Source organism: Serratia sp. PL17 (assembly GCF_017832355.1).
In the GTDB taxonomy this organism is placed as follows: domain Bacteria; phylum Pseudomonadota; class Gammaproteobacteria; order Enterobacterales; family Enterobacteriaceae; genus Serratia.
This window is the reverse complement of the sequence record NZ_JAFIBY010000001.1, coordinates 934206-954057: the sequence shown is the minus strand read 5'-3', so window position 1 is coordinate 954057 and position 19852 is coordinate 934206. Positions and strand designations below refer to the sequence as shown.

The following is a 19852-nucleotide window of genomic DNA, read 5'->3' as shown; positions in this document are numbered from 1 at the left end:
AATTTCCGTTAATTTCCTCGGGTTGCCCGCCAGCACACTAATGAGCCCAACGTGACCATCACCACTCCCTGCCAAAAATTGGCCGTCAGCGCAGTCTCCAGCACGAGGGCGGCAAATACCGCTGACAACACCGGCGTAAAATAGGACACCGTCGCCAATAACGTCATATTGCCATGCAGAATACCGACGTTCCACGCCGCGTAGCCCGCCCCCATCGCGATACCCGCACATAGCAGCGTCAAGGTCACGGGAAGGGTAAATTGCATGCCGCTTTCGGCGCTAAACGCGTACTTCAGCCATAACGCCATGGCGGTCAGCGTAATAAACAGCACGACACCGTTTTGACCCTGCGCAATTTTCTTGGTCAGATTGCAATACAGTGCCCAAATCACCGCGCCAGCGAACGACAGCGAATAGCTCAGCGGATTGCTACGCACATTTTCCAGCATTTGCGCCGGTGACCAACCGCCCTCGCCGCTCATGATCCAGCCGATACCGAATAATGACAGCAACAACCCTGGCACCAGCCACCATTTGGCTTTTTGCCCGTTGAATACCAGCGCCATCAGCACGGTAAAACAAGGCCAGAGATAGTTGATCATCCCAACCTCAATGGCTTGCAAGCGGGTATTCGCGTAGCCCAGTGACAGTGACAGACAGATCTCATAGCTGACAAACAACAGGCTACCGAGGATCAGATAGGCTCGCGGGAAATGGCGAAAATTTGGCAGCCGCAGCACCAGCAGCAAAAAAATCGCGCTGACGCTGTAAATCATCGCCGCACCGCCAATAGGCCCCAGCCCCTCGCTAACGCTACGTATCAGGCCGACAACGCTGCTCCACAGCAAGATCGCTAACAGGCCGAGTAATGTGGCTCTATACTGGACGGGGAAAGAGGGCATCGATGAAATCCAATAGGTTATTTTTTATCAGGATTTTCACTCTACTGCCCACAGGAAAAAAAAGAAAGGCGGGCGTCCCCGCCTGGCTTGGGTTATTGCTGCGGTTGTCGCTCAAACTGCGGAGGTGGCTGGCGGAAACGCCGGGTGAGATACACCAGGTAACCAAAGCCCAGAGCGGCCCAAATCAGTCCCATGGTTAGCGAGCTTTTTTCCAGATTCAACCAAAGTACGCCCACCGTCAGAGCCCCCACCAACGGCAGCAACAGATAATTGAAATGGTCTTTCCACGTTTTGTTGCGGCCCTCGCGGATATAAAAATGACTGATCACCGACAAATTGACGAAGGTGAAAGCCACCAGTGCACCAAAGTTGATCAATGCCGTGGCCGTGACCAAATCGAATGACAGCGCAGACAACGCCACCAGCCCAACCAACAGCACGTTCAACGACGGCGTGCGCCACTTCGGATGGATATAGCCAAAATACTTTTCCGGGAACACATTATCGCGCCCCATTACATATAACAGCCGCGACACGCTGGCGTGTGAGGCCAAACCGGACGCCAAGGTGTTAATAAAGGTAATGCAGAGGAAAATCGATTGGAACAGCTTGCCGCCCACATACAGCGCGATTTCTGGCAATGCCGCATCTGGCTGGTGGAAACGTTGAATAGAAGGGAAAAACAGCTGAATAAAGAACGACACGCTGATGAAAATCACCCCACCATACAGCGCGGTCAAGAAAATGGCGCGGGGAATCACCCTGGCGGCGTCGGGCGTTTCCTCACATAACGTGGTGACCGCATCAAAGCCAAGGAACGAAAAACACAAAATGGTAGCACCGGTAATAATCGGTAGCAGATGCGCGTTCTCACTCACGAACGGTTGCAAACTCCACACGGTGCCCAACCCTTCACCGCTGTGCAAACCGCGCACCACCAGGAAAATAAACACCACAATGATGGCAACCTGAGCCAGAACAAATAACGTATTGAAGTTGGCCACCAGATTGACGCTTTTCAGGTTGATGGCAGTAATAATGATCACAAAACCCACCACCCATACCCACGGCGGCACGTCAGGAAACAAGGCGGTCAGGTAGATTTTTGCCAGCAGCGTATTAATCATCGGCAAGAACAGGTAATCGAGTAACGAGGACCACCCCACCAAAAAGCCGACGTGCGGATTAATGGCCTTCTGCGCATAGGTATAGGCGGAACCCGCCGTCGGAAACTGGCGCACCAGTTTGCCGTAGCTGATTGCCGTAAAGAGTACGCCAGCCAGCGCCAGCAAATAAGAGGCAGGCACGTGACCGTCAGTCAGTCCGGAAACAATACCGAAGGTGTCAAACACGGTCATCGGTGTCAGATAAGCCAGGCCCATCATCACCACTTGCCACAGCTTCAGAGATTTACGCAGCTGCGGTTTGGCTGCTTCATTACCGTTAATGGCATTAATCGTCATGGCTCTTCCCCTCTTTGTCCTCTGCTGGTAACTGGTTAACGTCATTCAGAGAGGCCGCGGGGAAACTGCTGTTCAGGCGGCGGAAAATGCGATGTAAAGACAACGGGAACAAGCCTGCAGATGGCCCGTATTTACTGCGGCTCAGGCACACGCCTGAGCAGACTGATGGTTCAGTTATGGCTGTCATGATTATTTCCTCGCTGGCGTCCTGTACGCCAAAGTGGAAGAAATGCTGTACCGCTGCGCGCAGCTTCGCAGGCCACAGGATAGCCGGCGGAATGCGCCAAACGCGCGCGGTATAATGGATATTGAGTGGGTCAGGCGTTTTTCAGCATCCACTCGATTTCGGTTTCGGTGATCAGGCGCTCAAACTGCACCAACTCATCCGTTTTGCAGGCCAGGTAGACGTGGCTAAACCTTTCCCCCAGCAGCGCAGTCAGTACCGGCTGGTGCTCAAATTCGTACAGCGCATCACTTTGGCGGATTGGGAAAGGTAGCCCCTCTTGCTCCAGGCCGTTGCCGGTTACCGGCTCTTGCAAAGGCAACGTCGTTTCCAGGCCATAAACAATACCCGCCAAAATGGTCGCCATCACCAGATAAGGGTTGGCATCGGCGCCGGCCACGCGATACTCCACACGGTGGCTGTCGCGATCGCCACAGGGAATGCGCAGTGCCACTGTGCGGTTGTTGTGGCCCCAGGATGCCTGAGTAGGGACGTACATGCCCGGTTGGAAACGGCGGTAAGCATTAACGTTAGGTGCCAGTAACGCAATAGAAGAAGGCATCAGGGCAATCATTCCTGCCAGTGCCTGTTTCAGTAATGCAGAATCTTCGCCGTCGTCGTCCGCAAGAACGTTATTGCCCTGCCTGTCCAGCATGCTGATATGCACGTGCATACCACTGCCGGCGTGTTCTTCGTAGGGTTTTGCCATAAACGTGGCCTGCATGTTGTGATTTTCCGCCACCATGCGGATCAGGCGTTTTAGCGCCAATGCATGGTCACAGGCCTGCAGGACATTGTCGGTGTGGTGCAGGTTGACCTCAAATTGGCCTGGCGAGGCTTCCGCCACCGCACCATCCGCCGGCAAACCCTGCATACGCGCCAGTTCATCAATCTCACTGAGCACATCGGCAAAGTGGTTAAGGTTATCGACGGAATAAACCTGGCTCTGGGTATTGCGTTCCTGAGTCCCCGGTGCGCATGGCGGCTGAAGATAGCCTTCCGAATCGCGCTGGCGATCGATGAGATAGAACTCCAACTCTACCGCTACTACGGGGGATAGCCCGCGCTGACGCAAACGCTGCCACACTCGGTTCAGCACATTGCGCGGTTCAACGTCAAAGGGAGTACCATCTTCATCCAGCATGGTGAGCAGTACCTGGCCGATGTATTGCGGGTCCGCCGCTGACGGCGTCAATGTCCCCAGCACCGGCACGCAGATATGATCCGGCTCGCCCAGTTCTTGCCCTAATCCAGCCTCTTCGACAACGTTACCGAGAATATCCATCGCGAAAACCGATGCGGGGAAGTAACACCCTTTCTCCAGTTTACTCAGCCCGGCAACCGGAATGCGTTTACCGCGGAAACTCCCGTTAAGATCGGTCAGCAGAACGTCAACGTGCTGAGTTAATGGATAACGCTCCAGGTACTTCTTCACTTCACGCTGGAACGCGCTACTTCGCTTTTCTTCATGATGCTGAACAAAGTTTTCCACTTCTACTATGTTGGTCTGCATGATTCACCCGCCATGTATGTTTTTGTCTGTGGTTCTCACACTTATTGCCGTCGATGTTTTTTGACCATCTTGCTCAATATAATGTCCACCAATGAAACATAGATGCAACAAAATTGTTTTGCAAGTGTTACTTTGAGTTTGAATATTGCCCATTTGACTGCTAGATTTATAAAATATTGAACGAAAACGGCAGTGGAGAAGCTTATCGTTCATAATTTCGAACATACCAAGGGGATAGCATGGGCAATATATTTAACAGACCAGTGGTCGGCGTAGTGATGTGCAGGTATAGGTTAAACGGGCACCTCACTCAGACCTTGCAAGAAAAGTACCTAAATGCCGTAGTAGCCGCTGGAGGGCTGCCAATCGCCCTGCCGCACGCGCTTGCGGAGCCGGAACTGCTGGACGCACTGCTGCCTCACCTCGATGGCATTTTATTGCCTGGCAGCCCCAGTAATGTGCAGCCGCACCTTTATGATGAAAACGGCGATGAGCCTGACGCCGATCCTGGGCGAGATGAATTGAGCCTGGCGTTAATCCGCCATACGCTCGACAGGCGCATTCCCCTTTTCGCCATTTGCCGCGGCATGCAGGAAATGGTGGTTGCCACCCAAGGCACTCTCCACCGTCGCTTGTTTGAATTACCTGAATTACTCGAACACCGAGAAGATCACGACCTACCGCTGGAACAACAATACGCCCCTGCCCATGAAGTCATCGTTCAGGAAGGCGGATTACTCTCGCAACTGATACCGGATTGCAACAGATTCTGGGTGAACTCACTGCATGGGCAAGGGGCAAAAACCCTCGGCTCCAGCGTGCGTATCGAGGCCCACGCCGCAGACGGGCTGGTGGAGGCTATCAGCCTGCGCGATCAGCCCTTTGCGCTGGGTGTGCAGTGGCACCCGGAATGGAACAGTGAAGAGTACGCCCTGTCGCGTCTGTTGTTTGAAGGTTTCATTAGCGCTTGCCGACACTATCAAAAGGAAAAACGCCCATGAGCGATGTCAGCTTGGCACCGGGAAAACGCCTGTCACAGATCCGCCAACAATTGGGTCTGTCACAGCGCCGCGCGGCCGAACTGTCTGGATTAACCCACAGCGCCATTAGCACTATCGAACAGGACAAGGTCAGCCCGGCCATCAGTACCTTGCAAAAGCTGCTGACGGTGTACGGGCTGTCACTGTCGGCGTTCTTCGCCGAGCCGGAAAAACCGGATGAACCGCAAATTGTTATCGATCACCAAGATCTGATCGAAATTGGCAGTCAGGGGGTGTCGATGAAATTGATCCACAACGGCGACCCCAATCGCACTTTGGCGATGATGATCGAAACCTATGAGCCGGGTACCACCACCGGCGAACGTATTAAGCATCAGGGGGAAGAGATTGGCACCCTGCTGGAAGGCGAGGTGGTATTGCAGGTCAATGGGCAGGCTTATCATCTGCAGGCTGGCCAGAGCTACGCCATCAACACCGGCATTCCCCACAGTTTCAGCAACACGTCGGCGCGGATTTGCCGAATTATCAGCGCCCATACACCGACGACTTTCTGATCAACGGAGCAAGGCATGGACTTCCACCACTTACAGTATTGGCAACAACGGGCACAAGCCCTGAATATTGAGAACCGACTGTTTATCAATGGCCGTTATCAACCCGCCGCCGAAGGTAAAACCTTTGCCGTGGAGGATCCTGCCGCCCAACGCGAGTTAACGCAGGTGTCCCGCGGTAGCGGTGTCGATATTGATCTGGCGGTCAGTGCGGCGCGGGCGGCGTTTGAACGTGGGGACTGGTCACGGGCAGCGCCTGCGCAGCGCAAAGCCACCTTGTTACGGTTAGCGACGTTAATGGAGCAGCATCAAGAAGAGCTGGCACTGCTGGAGACGCTGGATACCGGTAAACCCATTCGCCATAGTCTGCGTGACGATGTACCTGGTGCCATTCGCTGCCTGCGCTGGTATGCCGAGGCGATCGACAAGGTTTACGGCGAAATTGCCCCCACCGCGGGTGATGCACTGGCGTTAATCGAACGCGAACCCATTGGCGTCGTGGGGGCTATCGTCCCCTGGAACTTCCCGCTGTTGTTAGCCTGCTGGAAGCTCGGCCCGGCCTTGGCCACCGGCAACAGCGTGATTCTCAAACCCTCTGAAAAATCCCCGCTAACGGCTATCTATCTGGGCAAACTGGCGCAACAGGCAGGACTGCCGGACGGCGTGCTGAATATTGTCCCCGGTTACGGTCACGATGCCGGCAAGGCATTGGCGCTGCACAATGACGTTGATGCCCTCACCTTCACCGGCTCCACGCAGGTCGCCAAGCAACTGATGATCTACGCCGGCCAATCCAATATGAAACGGGTATGGCTGGAGGCCGGTGGCAAAAGCGCCAATATTATCTTTGCCGACTGTCCTGACCTGGATAAAGCGGCACAAAGTGCCGCAGCGGGCATCTTCTATAATCAGGGGCAGGTGTGCATCGCTGGGACTCGGCTGTTGGTTGAAGAGAGCATTCAGCAAGAATTCCTGCACGCGCTGCGTCGACATGCTGCAGCATTCACGCCCGGCGATCCGCTCGACCCTGCAACGGTGATGGGCACGCTGATCGACCAAGGCCACTGCGAGAAAGTCGCTGACTATATCGAACAAGGTTTGAGCCAAGGTGCGACGCTGTTCCTTGATGGCCGCGAACACCCACAGCATGGTCACGCCGGGTATCTTGGCCCGACCATTCTCACCCAGGTGGATAATGCCATGAGCGTTGCGCGCGATGAGATCTTTGGTCCGGTACTGGCGGTCACGCTATTCAACGGTGAACAACACGCCATGCAACTGGCCAACGACAGCGACTACGGCCTGGGTGCCGCGCTCTGGACACGCGATCTGTCCCGTGCGCACCGCCTGGCTCGCCAGTTAAAAGCCGGTACCGTGTTCATCAATAACTACAACGACGGGGATATGACCGTGCCCTTCGGGGGTTACAAACAAAGCGGCAATGGACGCGACAAATCGTTGCATGCGCTGGATAAATTCACCGAACTGAAAACCACCTGGATTTCGCTGGAATAAGGGCAGACACCATGACTGAACACGTAAAAAGCTATTATGCGGCCTCGGCCAACAGCCACGCGCCCTATCCGCAGTTGAATGAATCCATTGAATGCGACGTCTGTATCGTCGGTGGCGGTTACACAGGCCTGTCCTCGGCGCTGTTTCTGGTGGAAGCCGGCTACAACGTCGTCCTGCTGGAATCTGCCCGTATTGGCTTTGGGGCGAGCGGCCGTAACGGCGGTCAATTGGTGAATTCTTACAGCCGTGATATCGACGTGATAGAACAACGCTACGGCCCGGAAAGCGCCCGCATACTCGGCAGCATGATGTTTGAGGGCGCAGAAATCATTCGCAGCCGCATCAAGCAATACGCCATCGAATGCGACTATCGCCTAGGCGGGATCTTCGCCGCGCTCAACAACCGGCAATATCATGCGCTGATAGAGCAAAAACAAAACTGGGAACGCTACGGTAACACGCAACTTGAGCTGTTGGATGCTGGGCGGATCCGCCAAGAGGTCAACAGCGATCGCTACGTCGGTGCGCTGCTCGATCACAGCGGTGGCCATATCCATCCGCTGAATCTGGCGCTCGGCGAAGCCGAAGCCGTTCGTCTGCAAGGCGGACGGATCTTCGAACAGTCTGCGGTCACCAACATCTTGCACGGTGAACCGGCGATCGTCAGTACGGCCAATGGACAGGTGAAGGCACGCTATGTGATCGTGGCAGGTAACGCCTATCTGGGCGATAAACTGGAGCCGCGGCTGGCCAGACGGAGTATGCCGTGCGGCACTCAGGTGGTTGCCACTGAACCATTGGCACCGGAAGTGGCTCAGTCATTGATCCCACAGAATTACTGCGTTGAAGACTGTAACTACCTGTTGGATTATTACCGCATCACGGGCGATAACCGCCTGCTGTATGGCGGTGGCGTGGTTTATGGTGCCCGCGATCCTGACGATATAGACAACCTGATCCGGCCAAAACTGCTGAAAACCTTCCCACAGTTGAAGGGCGTGCGCCTCGACTACCGCTGGACAGGTAATTTCCTGCTGACGCTGTCACGTATGCCGCAATTCGGCCGCCTTGAAAATAACGTGTATTACATGCAGGGCTACAGTGGCCACGGCGTGACCTGTACCCATTTAGCGGGCAAGTTGATTGCGGAGTTGATGCGCGGCGATGCGGAACGCTTTGACGCCTTTGCCAAGCTGCCACACTTGCCGTTCTTCGGTGGCCGCAATCTACAGATCCCCTTTACCGCTATTGGTGCAGCCTACTACACACTGCGAGATCGGATTGGCGTGTAAGGTTTACAGGCCCGGCGATGCCGGGCCTGACCGTTACGACTTAAACAATTTTAGGTTGACCGTCTGAGGCGGTCGCCCCACCATCAACCGGGATGTTGGCACCGTTAATAAAGCTGGCGTCATCACTGGCCAGGAACGCCATCACCGCAGCCACTTCTTCCGGCTCTGCCGCTCGGCCCAACGCAATACGCTCGTTAAACTTGTCGCGGATCTCCTGCGGCCAGCCATTGGTCATATTGGTTTTCACCAGGCTTGGACAGACGGAGTTCACTCGCACGCCATCACCGCCGTGATCCAGCGCCATCGCACGCGTCAGGTTCACCACCGCGCCTTTCGCCGCGCAGTAATACGCGGCGCCCCAGTCCCCCCCCAAGCCAGAAACCGAAGCGGTATTAACGATACAGCCTTTGGTTTTCAGCAAATGCGGCATGGCGAACTTGGAACAGAACACGACACCATCAATGTCCACGCCGGCGATGCGACGCCAGTCAGCTACGCTGGTTTCCAGCACGCTGCCCGCGACGTGCACACCGGCATTATTCAACAATACGTCGATACGGCCCAATTTTTCCGCCACGTCGTTCATCATCTTTTCAACCGCAACGTGGTCGGAAACATCGATATGCACCGCCAATGCCTTGCCTTTTGGCAGTGAGGCGGCCACCTTGTCTACCGCATCCTTCGCCCAATCAGCCAGAACCACGGTTGCCCCTTCGGCAGAGAACCGGCGTGCCGCCGCTTCCCCCATCCCATTGCCGGCCCCGGTGATAACGACCACTTTATTGTCGAAACGCATAAGAACTCCTCCATGTGAATGTATTTTTATAAGTCATACAAATCCTGATTAAGTCCGAGGATAAAACTCATGGGGGGTGAGGGCCAGTCAAAACGTGCGGTTTTATAATCAAAAAGAGGTATTCATTGTAAATTCAAGGCGTCAGGGCAATCATTATCGGAATTAGGCCAAGCCTTTGATGCCATTAATAAAATAATCATGCGTGATTATTTTTAAGCTGTATTATCAGAAATGAATAAGTTCAAGAACTGTTCTATGTTGTCATCTGGTTGATAAGCAACCGTTATAGAAAAACCCGGACTGCATCTTGGGCAGCCCAGGATGGATTATTTTTTCTCAATGGGAACAACCAGCAGATCGATATTCAACTGATTGATCGCTTGTCGTGTCGACGACATCAATCGGCTCCAGATATCGTGATGGTGGCCAAAGATGATCAGGTCAAAACCTTTGTTCTTTGCCGCCCGATTCAGTTCTTCCGTCAGTTCGCCACGCCCAATAATCACCTCTTCAACCGGATAAGATGACCGTCCCTTGATGGCATTGAGCATATTCTTTACACGTTCAGAAAAGGTACGATCGGTGTAGTTATATTCACCGATCCCCAGTTCGGCGTAATAACCGGCATGATGGATATCGATATATATCAACGATAGTTTGGCATTCAGCTCGCTGGCCAGCCTAGCCCCCCTTCCGAGCAAGAATTCAGCATCTTCACTGAGATCCGTTGCAACAACGATATGTTGATAAGTCATGATGACTGCCCTCCACATCGAGCCAATAAACAGGACCGCGCTCCCTGCAATAGACGTTTCGCATGTCTCTCATGCAACTTAAGTTTAGTTCAGCGATTAAATCATCGCCCTCCCGCGTTATTGTTCTGTTGATGGGACGATGTATCCTGACTTCACCCTCTACCGAAAATCCTCACCATCCCTAGACTAAAGGCAGGTGCTGAGATTCAGTCCGGCTTTTTTGACGTTAATTGACGTTCCATCTACCGATGAAAGAGGAATACAACTATGAGCACTCCAGCAAACTTCAATGGTCAGCGTCCTGTTATTGATGCTAATGATGCCGTTATGTTGCTGATCGATCATCAAAGCGGCCTGTTCCAGACCGTCGCCGACATGCCAATAACTGAGCTGCGCGCTCGCGCTAGCGCACTGGCCAGTATCGCTACGCTAAGCAAATTGCCGGTAATCACCACGGCTTCAGTACCGCAAGGTCCTAATGGCCCCTTGATCCCTGAGATCCACCAAAATGCCCCGCACGCAAAATATGTTGCCCGTAAAGGCGAAATCAACGCATGGGATAACCCAGACTTTGTCGCTGCGGTTAAGGCTACCGGGCGAAAAACGCTGATCATCGCCGGTACCATTACCAGCGTTTGCATGGCTTTCCCGTCAATAAGCGCAATCGCCGATGGATATAAAGTGTTTGCTGTCATCGATGCGTCGGGCACCTATTCAAAAATGGCGCAGGAAATCACCCTGGCGCGCGTAGTGCAGGCCGGTGTAGTTCCGATTGATACTGCAGGCGTAGCTTCTGAACTTCAGGGGAGTTGGAACCGTGAGGATGCTCAGCAATGGGCAGAGGTTTACACCAAAATATTCCCGGCCTATCAGTTGCTCATTGAAAGCTATGTTAAAGCGCAGGACGTCGTGAAAAACAGTGAAGTACTGGATTCTCAGCGAAGCTAACCACCGTCTAATCTGATCATTAGGCATAAAAAAACCCCGGCCGCAGGCCAGGGTTATCAATGTTTGTCGGTTACTTTCCCGACTGTCATGTTATGGCGTAAGCGTCCGTCCAACACTCCAACCTTACGCAGCCTAAGCACAACTTTTTCACAACAGAAAAATAGACTGAATCATCGTCGTTATTATTGTTACGACGCCAATCTCTTTTGCTGTTGCCAATAACTTCCGTTATTGAAATACGCTTAATTTATTTTTAGATAAACTCCAGGTAATCCTGGAGTTTATTCAGGCATTGCATTTATTTCTCATCTGCTCAGGTTTACACCGTCTTCGCTATCGCAAGAAATAAATCACTACCTACAAATTATAAAACGACGACGTTGCCGGCAGAAGGACCTTTCTGACCGTTTTCGATCGTGAATTCAACGCGCTGACCTTCATCAAGCGTTTTGAAATCATTGCTCTGGATAGCGGAGAAGTGTACGAACACGTCTTTGCTGCCGTCTGCCGGAGAGATAAAGCCAAAACCTTTACCTGCATCAAACCATTTTACCAAACCAGTCATTTTAGTAGACATAGATATTTCCTTTATATTTTTGAGACGCCATATGGCGATAGAGGTCTGTTTTTGTTGGAAACTTATTGGGCACTAAAGAAGGAAATTCGCGGGAGAAGAGGTATCTATGGATATCACTAATACTGAGAACTGCTTTACTAAAACTGCTTTCATAAGGTCTGTACTACAAACCGATGGCGTTATTTATACACGAGGGATTTATTTAAGCAAGGAATATTTATTATAATATTTATACACACCTCTTATTATTTATCCGCCGCAGCGCCAGCCGTCGCTAACGCGAAGGGCCTCACGGCCCTTCATAAAACATCGCTGGCAGCTTGAAAGACGATGGGCATAACCCTAGCCGATAACCGCAATACCCAGCCGCTCCATCATTTGAAACACCTGGTAGCTGTCCAGTTTCACGCCCTGCAGATCAGTGCCACGCAGGTCTAACTCACCCAGTTCCGAATTGGTCAGATCGCAATGCGTAAAGTTGGCCGCACGCCAATCAAAAGAGGCAAACTCGCCACCGGACAGGTCAGAACCGCTAAAGGTCGCACCAAGGATCTGTGCACTGTTCCAGCGGTTTTCCCATAGCTCACACTTCTCCAGTACCACTTTTGAAAAGTTGGCGTAGCTCAGGTTGGTTTTGGTGATGTAAGCGCTGCAAAACCAGGTGCGTGCGGTGATCATATTCATAAAGCTGGCGCCGCGGAAATCAGCGCCCTGCGCACGACATTCGCGGATTTCGATGCCCAACGCGCTGGCATTTCTGAAGTCCGCCATCGACAGGTCGCAATTTTTGAAACTGGCGTCCTTCAGCAGCGCACGGCTGAAATTACCGCCCTGCTGGCTCTCGCGATCGTAAAACTGACAGTCAATAAACTCGGTACCGGTCAGGTCGGTACCCGAGAAATCGCAGTTAATAAAGCTGCCGTTTTCAATCTTCTCGCCGGTAAACCGGTTACGGCCAATCTTTTCACCATCCAATACCAGCGTCATTGCGAGATACCTGTTTATTTGTACAGTCAATGCCGCATTATAAACAGAAGCCGGGGTCGGATAAAACTGCTTTGCCCCGCTTTATCCGCCCCACCGCACAAAAAATCACAACGCGGGGTGAGCACGATTAAGCCTGCCGCACCTGGAGAAGGTTCATGTTCACGCCGCCGGTCTGCGCCTGCAATATGCCCTGCTCAATCAACGCGTACAGTCGGAAATTCAGAAAAGTGTCGCCGACCCCATAGGGCGAATTCACCCTTGCGTTGCCGACCACCCGGGAACCCAGGGTGTAATCGTTGGGGCAATATTGCAACAGCAACGGGTCGTGGAATTCCAGCGTTTTCCCCTGCACTTCTCCCTGTGCAAAGATCCGCACCGGGGCGTTCTCCTTCAGCAGGCGATACCAGTCGGTAATGAGCGCCGCTTGGTCTTCGGGTGGCAATTCACGCCGGCGAACCCACAAAGATTCGAGCATTTCAATCGGACAGCAACCGGTGGTTTCGTGTGCGGCAAGTGCGGTGACGTTAACCACAAACACCGGGTGTTCACACAATAATGGCAGCAGTGCACGCAACATCAATTGCTCATCGGCGTTGTCGCCAATCCACAGGGTCACCTGCCCGGTGATCGCAGCCAACTGCTTTTTTAAGCTTTCCATCGCCGTCAGGCGTTGGGCAGAGGTGCCCCAATCGGGGGCGTTAACAGAGTGGTGCAGATCTTGAAACCAGCGGGATCGGGCCTGAAGACCCTGCTCGTCATCCAGCGCGCACAGCGGCCCAAATGACAGGTTATCGGTGAAATCCAGTACGTCCTCTCCCGGGTAAGCTAACCGCACGCAGCCACCCGATAGTGCAATATGCACATCTTTCATCAACGCTCTCCTCAGCCTATTCCCTAAAATAATCCTGAGATGAATTCTGCCAATTTTTTTCCGCTGTCAGTAGACAAAAAATCCGAATTTTCCCGCCTGAATAGCACAAAAAAACCGCCTCAGTGAACGCCACTTAAGCGGTTGATGATTGCTGCCAGGATTGACGATCGCGCCAGCCATCGGCCCCATGCGCTGCCGTTTTCAGTTGAAAATCCACGCCCCATCAGTGGGCGTTACGGGCCTTCATGGCAACCCGGAGACATTTTGGCCATCGCTAAACGCCACCTTGACGATGCTGAACGCGCGCGCGCGATCGGCATTCGCGGTATCGGCAAAGAGGCGAGGATAACGTGAATTGACAACCCAAACCTCACCATCCTTGACTGCCGCCGCAGTGGGTCCATCCAATCCCGGCGGGGTGACAACAGCGGTAATGCGCGCGCTAGCCCAGCCGTCGGATGAAGAAAGCAGCGTCACATCCCCCGACATGCCCTGCCCGATGCCAGGGAAAGACTGCACCACCACCAGGGTGTCGGGGTTTTTAAGACGTAACCCGTCGGGCCCTTTCAAACGTTGTGGCAGCTTGATTTCGCTTAGAGCGTGCGTCCCATCCAGCGCCACCTTCCACAACAGACCACGGGAATAGTCCCCGGCAATCAGATAGCCGTCCGGGTGGTAAACAATTCCGTTGAGATAAGGTTTCGCCCCCGACGCCGCCGTGGTCGTGGCGGGCATCAGACGTTCGGAACGCACAAGTATCGAAACCGCCTTGGTTGCCTGGTCGATTTTATAAATCTGCGGCTGGAAACTATCGGTAACGTAGACATTGCCTTGCGCGTCGAGGGCCAGATCGTTGGCGAGCGTCGGTCCTTTGCTCAACGGCGAGAAATCATAGACATGTTGCAACGCACCTGTGTCGAGATCAAACTCGAGCACCTGCGCCACGCGATTGTGCGTACCGGGCGAAGACGTGAGGGCAATGCCTACATCTTCGTTGCATACCAGCACCCGATTGCGCACGGCGTCAACGACAATGCCGGAAGTCGTGATCTGTGAACGGTCGACGGCGAAAGGCCTGTAGCGCCCATCCTCATAAACCAGGCCGATCTGCCCGCCGCGCAGCGACGAAACCAGAAACGCCCCGGCGCGCTCATTCCAGGCAATGCTCTCGGGGTATCCCCCAGCGGCATCGGGCACAAAGGTGATAACCTGCGCGCCCTGGGTCGGCGCGGCAGTCGCAAAGAACATGACGACGCTGACCAACAGCGTAATACCACCAAAGCGCAGCGGTGAAGTTGATGATAGGGTGTTCTTGAACATGACAGGGAACCTGGTAATTAACCGGATCTGCATAGTAGGTGGGTGCTGAAAACGGCACTAGTCGGGAAAAAGGCAATACGCTAATGAAAAAATCACAGCAATCATGCGATGGCTGTGCGCTCAACGCGGTTTGCCAGCAAAGCTGGCACAAAAAAACCGCCCTTAAGACTTAGGCGGTTTATTCTCGTTTTCGGCGTTTATTTCAACGCTTCCTGAATGGCGTCAGCCATCGGGCCAATGTGCTTTTCGGCCGCTTTAAGCTGGAAATCAACACCGTTTCCGTCGTTGGTGTCGGATAATGTCGCCTTGATCAGCTCCAGTGCGGCTTGCACAGCCACCAGTCTTTTATGTTGTTCGTCCGTGATCGGTTTGGAACTCAGGGTGGCTGGGTAGTATTGCTCTAACATCACTGTCTCCTTGTCATTGCCTTAATCACTAACTTAACAGAATTTAAAGATTTTTCTAATACAGCCGTCCCAAAACCGCTTTCCCACTTCAGGTGCAGTACACCAGGCCAATCAATAGGCTAAATAGGTGAACTATAATTGGACGAACTGAGATTTTCAGCAGGTGAGCCATTATGTCATTTCAAGGAAGCTGTCATTGCGGTGCCGTCACCTTTACGGTGAACGCCGATCTGCCCCATGAAGCCCTGAGTTGCAACTGTTCAATCTGTCGCCGTAAAGGCTTGTTGCTGGCGTTCTTCCCGATCAACACCTTTGTGCTAAACAGCGGTGATACCTCGCTGCGCGGCTATACCTTTAACAAACAGGTTATCCAGCACCAATTTTGCCAAACATGCGGCACCGAGGCGTTTGCCTATGGGAAAGGTCCGGACGGTTCGGCGATGTGCGCTGTTAACCTGCGCTGCGTGCCCGAACTGGCACTCGAGTCGTTGCAAATCCACCCCTATGACGGTGCCAGCGCCTGAGCCGTCGCGAATAGGCAGACAACACAATGGGCTTGCCTGCCTATCCGCGATAACCCCTACGATGAGGTTGCACTACGGCACCTCAGCGAAACGCCACCCAACTGGCGCCTGCATCGGCCGACCGCACGCAGTTTTCTACCCAACGCACGCCCATCGCACCTGCATGCACGTCGGGGTACCATAGATCGGCCAGAAATTCGCCGTCCCCTCGATCGCTAGCGTCCATGGCCAGCGCAAAGCGCCTGTAGAGATTTGACCACGCTTCAAATAATCCTTCCGGATGACCGCCGCCAATACGATCATCCGCCAACGCCATAGGATCGAGATAGGGCATACCACGCTCCAGAATGCGTACGGGTTCCCCCTGCACTTCAAAACGTAGTTGGTTAGGCTGTTCATCCCACCATTCCAGGCTCGCCTTTTCGCCAACAATACGCACCTTCTGCCCGTGCATCGATCCGCTGTTAACCGCCGAACACCACATGGAACCCACAGCACCATTATCATACTCCATCAGCACAAAGGCGTTATCTTCCAGCGGCGCTCGGGTTTTAACAAAACTCTGGCGGCTGCACATCAGGCGTTTGATCTTAAGCTGCGGCACCATGGTTTCCGACAAGAACAATGGATGGGTCGCCAAATCCCCCAATACATAGCTGGGGCCAACAAAACGTGGATCTACCCGCCAGCGGGTACTGGGGTTTTCTTGCTCCACCGGGGCCGCGTGAAATCCATGAGAGAACTGCATGTTAATAATGCGTATTTCGCCCAGCAACCCATCGGCGATCATCTGTCGCGCCTGATGTATTAGCTGGTGCCCGGCATAACCATAGGTGACGCCGACAATCTTATGGTGCTTTTGGCTCAGTTCGATCAGTGTTTGCGCCTCTCCCGTGGTGAAACACAAGGGTTTTTCGCATACCACATGTAAACCGGCCGCCAGCGCCGCTTTACAGATAGCAAAGTGGGTATTGTTTGGCGTAGCAATGGAAACCGCTTCAATGCCGTCCGCTCTTGCGGCCTCCTCGCGAAATAACGTGGCGTAATCTGGATAACAGCGCTCCGGTGCCACCCCCAGGCTTTGCCCAAAGCTGCGCCCACGTTGCGCATCGATATCAAACGCACCAGCCAGCAGGGTGAAAGTCCCATCGCGCTGTGCCGCAGAACGATGAATATAACCAATCTGGCTGGTGCCGCCGCCGCCGATCATGCCCCAGCGCAGGGATCGGTCCAAAGGTTTAGTGCCGTTGATCATCACGTTTCTCCTGATTAAAAGCCGATGTTTCGTAAATAGTTGAGGCTTTCCGTAACATCGCGCAGGCTACCCTGCGCATGACGCGGATCGCGCTCCTGCTCAATGGTGATCCAGCCCTGATAACCACGTGCCGCCAATAATTCACGCACGGCCGGATAGTCAATGGCTCCCTGGCCAAGAGGACACATCACCCCTTGCGCACAAGCCGTAAAGAAGTCCAACCCACGCGCCAATACATCGTGAAATACCCGTGGGTTAACGTCCTTGAAATGCAGATAATCAATGCGCGTGAAGTAACGGTCGAGCCAGGTAACGGGATCCATTCCGGCGTAGTAAAGGTGCCCGGTATCCAGGCACAGCCCGGCGGTTTGATACGGGATTTGGGCGGTCAGTTGTTCGATCTCATCAGCAAATTCGATACAGCCCCCCGCGTGCGGATGTACAACCGGCCGTACGCCATACTTCTGCCAGGCAATCTCGCTGACGGTAATAATATGGTTGATCATTCTTTGCCAATCATCTGGTGACAATCGCGGTGCCAGAGAAGACTGCCCGGCAAATTTCGCCCGCTGCGGGTCGCCGAAATCAATAATGACCAGATAAGGTGGCGAAAAATGAGGGGCGCGGTTTTGTTGCGCTTTTATCGACTGCGATAAGTTGCGACAAATGTTATGTGTCAATTCAAGGATATGGTCGAAGTTATGCTCACTGACCAGATCGTCAAACAGGGTTCCCGCCACCAGCGATAGTCCATGCCGTTGCAGCTCGGTATTCAACGTCAGGACATCGGTCGGTAAGTATCCCCACGGCCCCAGCTCTATGCTGCGGTAACCAGCCGTACTTGCCTCCTGCAAGACGGTTGCGTAAGGCGGAAGATGCGGATTGTTAGGGTCATCCACTCCCCAACTGCAAGGTGCATTGGCGATAGACAAAGTCATGATTTTTGTTCCGTAGCGAAGTAGGCGTGGCGTCAGTATCAAACAAACGTTTCAAAATCGGCAATGATGAAAATTTCATTTTTTGATAGCGATCGCGTTAATTTTTATCACAAAAATGATAGTTTTTTATCAAATAAAGACGAGACGGCTTATAGAGGGGCTTAGGGAATTGGAACCGGGGAACGGCCCCCGAACAGGGAGCCAGGCAGTCAAATATTTTCTTGGGTGATCAAATCAAAACGATTAATGACATGTATAAAACCGGACGAATCACGGGTTACAGCCGACACAAAAGTGTTGATAACCGTCGCGGCAAACTCAGTAATGCGGTGTCTCAACATCAAATCCAACGTGCCATCAAACAGCGCCATCTCCCCTCCGTCCACCGGGCCATGGCAAACCAAGGTAATCTCATGTTGCCTGCCACTTTCTCGCAGCGCCGCGATAATCCCCTCAACACCGCCACAAGGTGCATAGAGGGCCACCAGCTCAGTATGTTGCGCCAGCAAGGCCTGAGTTACCTGCCTGGCGCTTTCTGCCTGTTCATGGTTGCGCACCGGTTCAAGTACCCGATGGCCGGTCTGGTGCTCACGCAGGTAAGAGCGGAAGCTGATTTCGCAGGTTTCCTGGCACAAAAAACGGTTATCACCGATGATCACACCAACGTCTCCTGGCTGTCGGCATAATCTCTCCACCGCCCAGGCAGCGGTACGACCAGCCTGCTGGTTATCCAAACCAATATAGCCAGTGCGGCTGTGCACTGACAGATCCGACAGGAGCGTAAACACCTTGACGCCCCGCCGGGTCGCCTCTTCAACGGCGTAACCAATCATCGGGTTATCCAACGCCAGCACGCCGATAACGTCAACACGCTGGCTTAGGGACGTAATGGCTGCGGCCGTCTCGTTGACGGCACTGATATCATGAAAAATGAACTGCGGGGGAGAGGCAGGATCGTGATATAACGCAGCCTGTTCCATCAGGCTATCAGCCAATTGGGCGTAAAACGAATGCGCCTTCCGCAGCAGGATAAACCCCATTTTTACCCGAACAACCGGTTTCCCGGCCGTTTCAAACAAACGATGCGATTTCTCCAGGGCGAACCCCAATTTTTTCGCTGCCGCAATCACCTTGCGTTCCGTTTCTGGCCGCACCGCTGCTCGTTGATTTATCACCCGGTCAACCGTGGCAATGCCGACATGTGCCTCTCTGGCGATGGCGGCCAGGGTGGTTTTCTTACCTGCCATACTCGTCTCCCATCATTATTCTGATAGAAACTATCATGACAAATGCGCCTGACGAAACTCGGCGGCAGCGTTTGTGTGATCGGGCACGTGAATGAGGTATGGCGGAGACAGGGTTTACCGATAAACGGAGAATTTTTTCGTTAGGGGCTTAAGCTGTTCGGTGTCTCCGTACAGCGCTACGGCAACGAACTCCAACTTTTCGTACTCTGTATTCGCAGTATCCGCGATCTGCTGCTCAGCAGAGTGCGACAACATGGTGGTGGTGAAGAAGTTTGCCAGCACCGCCTCTTCCTTACATTTAAGGATCAGATTGCTGAGCTGGCTGCTGTTTTTCGCCTGCAGGATCACGATCGGGTAATGGCTCATATTGGCGCTGACACCGTCGATAGCGCTAGGGTAATGATGGAATTCACGCTGTTCGATCAAATCGGTAATGCCTGCCGTCAAGTGACAGGACGCGTTGAACAAGGTTGCAGGTTCGTGGTTGCGGTTCAGGATGATATAGAACTTCTTCTCGTTGTCGCTGTACATCGTTTTCTCCTTTGGTGTTGACATCAGTGTTACCCAGACTGTCGATAGTTTTCAATGATATCGATCAGAGCCGCCGAAAAAAAATAACATGCTGCATCATTATGACAGTGCCCCACTCTCGAACCAGACAACAAAAAGATAAATAGAACCGTGTTGAAATTATAGAAATAAAGATAATAAACAATTATAAAAATAAAAAATCAAAACCGAGATGGTTATGTCAGTAATAAACAGGG

21 protein-coding genes are annotated in these 19852 nt (G+C 53.1%); 6 read left to right on the top strand and 15 right to left on the bottom strand.

Going from position 1 to position 19852, the window contains the following annotated elements; genetic code table 11:
* Positions 1–8: 8 nt before the first annotated feature.
* The 4 genes from yddG to JOE25_RS04735 form a co-directional block, all read right to left on the bottom strand.
* On the bottom strand, positions 9–902 hold the full coding sequence (gene yddG, locus JOE25_RS04750; RefSeq protein WP_209632941.1) for an aromatic amino acid DMT transporter YddG: 894 nt from the start codon (positions 900–902) through the stop codon (positions 9–11).
* Between the two features lie 92 nt (positions 903–994).
* Positions 995–2365 (bottom strand): APC family permease, encoded by a 1371-nt coding sequence (locus tag JOE25_RS04745; RefSeq protein WP_209632940.1) that lies wholly within the window; start codon positions 2363–2365, stop codon positions 995–997.
* A complete protein-coding gene (locus tag JOE25_RS04740) occupies positions 2355–2552 on the bottom strand; it encodes a hypothetical protein (RefSeq protein ID WP_209632939.1) in 198 nt (65 codons plus the stop codon). Before JOE25_RS04740 ends, JOE25_RS04745 begins: the two co-directional genes overlap by 11 nt.
* Before the next feature lie 130 nt (positions 2553–2682).
* Positions 2683–4101, bottom strand: coding sequence for a glutamine synthetase family protein (locus tag JOE25_RS04735; protein WP_209632938.1), 1419 nt, complete (start codon positions 4099–4101; stop codon positions 2683–2685).
* A gap of 239 nt (positions 4102–4340) precedes the next feature.
* On the opposite strand from JOE25_RS04735, the gene puuD reads away from it, so the two are divergent.
* The 4 genes from puuD to JOE25_RS04715 are packed head-to-tail and all read left to right on the top strand — an operon-like array spanning position 4341 to position 8460.
* Positions 4341–5102, top strand: a complete 762-nt coding sequence (gene puuD / locus JOE25_RS04730; protein ID WP_209632937.1) for a gamma-glutamyl-gamma-aminobutyrate hydrolase — start codon at positions 4341–4343, stop codon at positions 5100–5102.
* Positions 5099–5656: an HTH-type transcriptional regulator PuuR gene (puuR, locus tag JOE25_RS04725; protein WP_209632936.1), complete on the top strand. Its 558-nt coding sequence runs from the start codon at positions 5099–5101 to the stop codon at positions 5654–5656. The genes puuD and puuR overlap by 4 nt, the downstream gene beginning before the upstream one ends.
* A 15-nt stretch (positions 5657–5671) precedes the next feature.
* Complete coding sequence (gene puuC, locus JOE25_RS04720; RefSeq protein ID WP_209632935.1) at positions 5672–7168, top strand: aldehyde dehydrogenase PuuC; 1497 nt, start codon at positions 5672–5674, stop codon at positions 7166–7168.
* 11 nt (positions 7169–7179) lie between these two features.
* Positions 7180–8460 (top strand): FAD-binding oxidoreductase, encoded by a 1281-nt coding sequence (locus JOE25_RS04715; protein ID WP_209632934.1) that lies wholly within the window; start codon positions 7180–7182, stop codon positions 8458–8460.
* Between the two features lie 40 nt (positions 8461–8500).
* Here the strand turns inward: JOE25_RS04715 and JOE25_RS04710 are convergent, their stop codons facing one another.
* Together JOE25_RS04710 and JOE25_RS04705 are read right to left on the bottom strand one after the other, a co-directional pair.
* Entirely contained in the window at positions 8501–9256 is a 756-nt protein-coding gene (locus JOE25_RS04710) for an SDR family oxidoreductase (RefSeq protein WP_061807606.1), read from the bottom strand.
* A 326-nt stretch (positions 9257–9582) separates the two neighbouring features.
* Positions 9583–10011 (bottom strand): universal stress protein, encoded by a 429-nt coding sequence (locus JOE25_RS04705; RefSeq protein ID WP_209632933.1) that lies wholly within the window; start codon positions 10009–10011, stop codon positions 9583–9585.
* 267 nt (positions 10012–10278) lie between these two features.
* Here JOE25_RS04705 and JOE25_RS04700 point away from each other — a divergent pair, with 267 nt between their 5' ends.
* Entirely contained in the window at positions 10279–10959 is a 681-nt protein-coding gene (locus tag JOE25_RS04700; protein WP_209632932.1) for a hydrolase, read from the top strand.
* 364 nt (positions 10960–11323) lie between these two features.
* On the opposite strand, the gene cspA is transcribed toward JOE25_RS04700, so the two are convergent.
* The 5 genes from cspA to JOE25_RS04675 form a co-directional block, all read right to left on the bottom strand.
* Positions 11324–11536 (bottom strand): RNA chaperone/antiterminator CspA, encoded by a 213-nt coding sequence (gene cspA, locus JOE25_RS04695; protein ID WP_012006483.1) that lies wholly within the window; start codon positions 11534–11536, stop codon positions 11324–11326.
* A gap of 342 nt (positions 11537–11878) precedes the next feature.
* Entirely contained in the window at positions 11879–12523 is a 645-nt protein-coding gene (locus JOE25_RS04690) for a Qnr family pentapeptide repeat protein (RefSeq protein ID WP_209632931.1), read from the bottom strand.
* A 127-nt stretch (positions 12524–12650) separates the two neighbouring features.
* Positions 12651–13394 carry a DUF3658 domain-containing protein gene (locus JOE25_RS04685; RefSeq protein ID WP_209632930.1) on the bottom strand — a complete coding sequence of 248 codons (744 nt, stop codon included), beginning with the start codon at positions 13392–13394 and terminating at the stop codon, positions 12651–12653.
* A gap of 243 nt (positions 13395–13637) precedes the next feature.
* The gene (locus JOE25_RS04680; RefSeq protein WP_209632929.1) at positions 13638–14714 is read right to left on the bottom strand and encodes an SMP-30/gluconolactonase/LRE family protein; all 1077 of its coding nucleotides are present in this window, start codon (positions 14712–14714) and stop codon (positions 13638–13640) included.
* Between the two features lie 197 nt (positions 14715–14911).
* Positions 14912–15121, bottom strand: a complete 210-nt coding sequence (locus tag JOE25_RS04675; protein ID WP_209632928.1) for a hypothetical protein — start codon at positions 15119–15121, stop codon at positions 14912–14914.
* 173 nt (positions 15122–15294) lie between these two features.
* Here JOE25_RS04675 and JOE25_RS04670 point away from each other — a divergent pair, with 173 nt between their 5' ends.
* Positions 15295–15645: a GFA family protein gene (locus tag JOE25_RS04670; RefSeq protein ID WP_209632927.1), complete on the top strand. Its 351-nt coding sequence runs from the start codon at positions 15295–15297 to the stop codon at positions 15643–15645.
* Positions 15646–15727: 82 nt separating this feature from the next.
* On the opposite strand, the gene JOE25_RS04665 is transcribed toward JOE25_RS04670, so the two are convergent.
* The 4 genes from JOE25_RS04665 to JOE25_RS04650 all read right to left on the bottom strand — a co-directional run bounded on the left by JOE25_RS04665 (position 15728) and on the right by JOE25_RS04650 (position 19616).
* Positions 15728–16900: a Gfo/Idh/MocA family oxidoreductase gene (locus JOE25_RS04665; RefSeq protein ID WP_209632926.1), complete on the bottom strand. Its 1173-nt coding sequence runs from the start codon at positions 16898–16900 to the stop codon at positions 15728–15730.
* Positions 16901–16914: 14 nt separating this feature from the next.
* Positions 16915–17838 carry a TIM barrel protein gene (locus tag JOE25_RS04660; RefSeq protein WP_209632925.1) on the bottom strand — a complete coding sequence of 308 codons (924 nt, stop codon included), beginning with the start codon at positions 17836–17838 and terminating at the stop codon, positions 16915–16917.
* A 209-nt stretch (positions 17839–18047) separates the two neighbouring features.
* Complete coding sequence (locus tag JOE25_RS04655; RefSeq protein ID WP_209632924.1) at positions 18048–19085, bottom strand: LacI family DNA-binding transcriptional regulator; 1038 nt, start codon at positions 19083–19085, stop codon at positions 18048–18050.
* A 114-nt stretch (positions 19086–19199) separates the two neighbouring features.
* Positions 19200–19616, bottom strand: coding sequence for a DUF2000 domain-containing protein (locus JOE25_RS04650; protein WP_209632923.1), 417 nt, complete (start codon positions 19614–19616; stop codon positions 19200–19202).
* Positions 19617–19852: the final 236 nt, after the last annotated feature.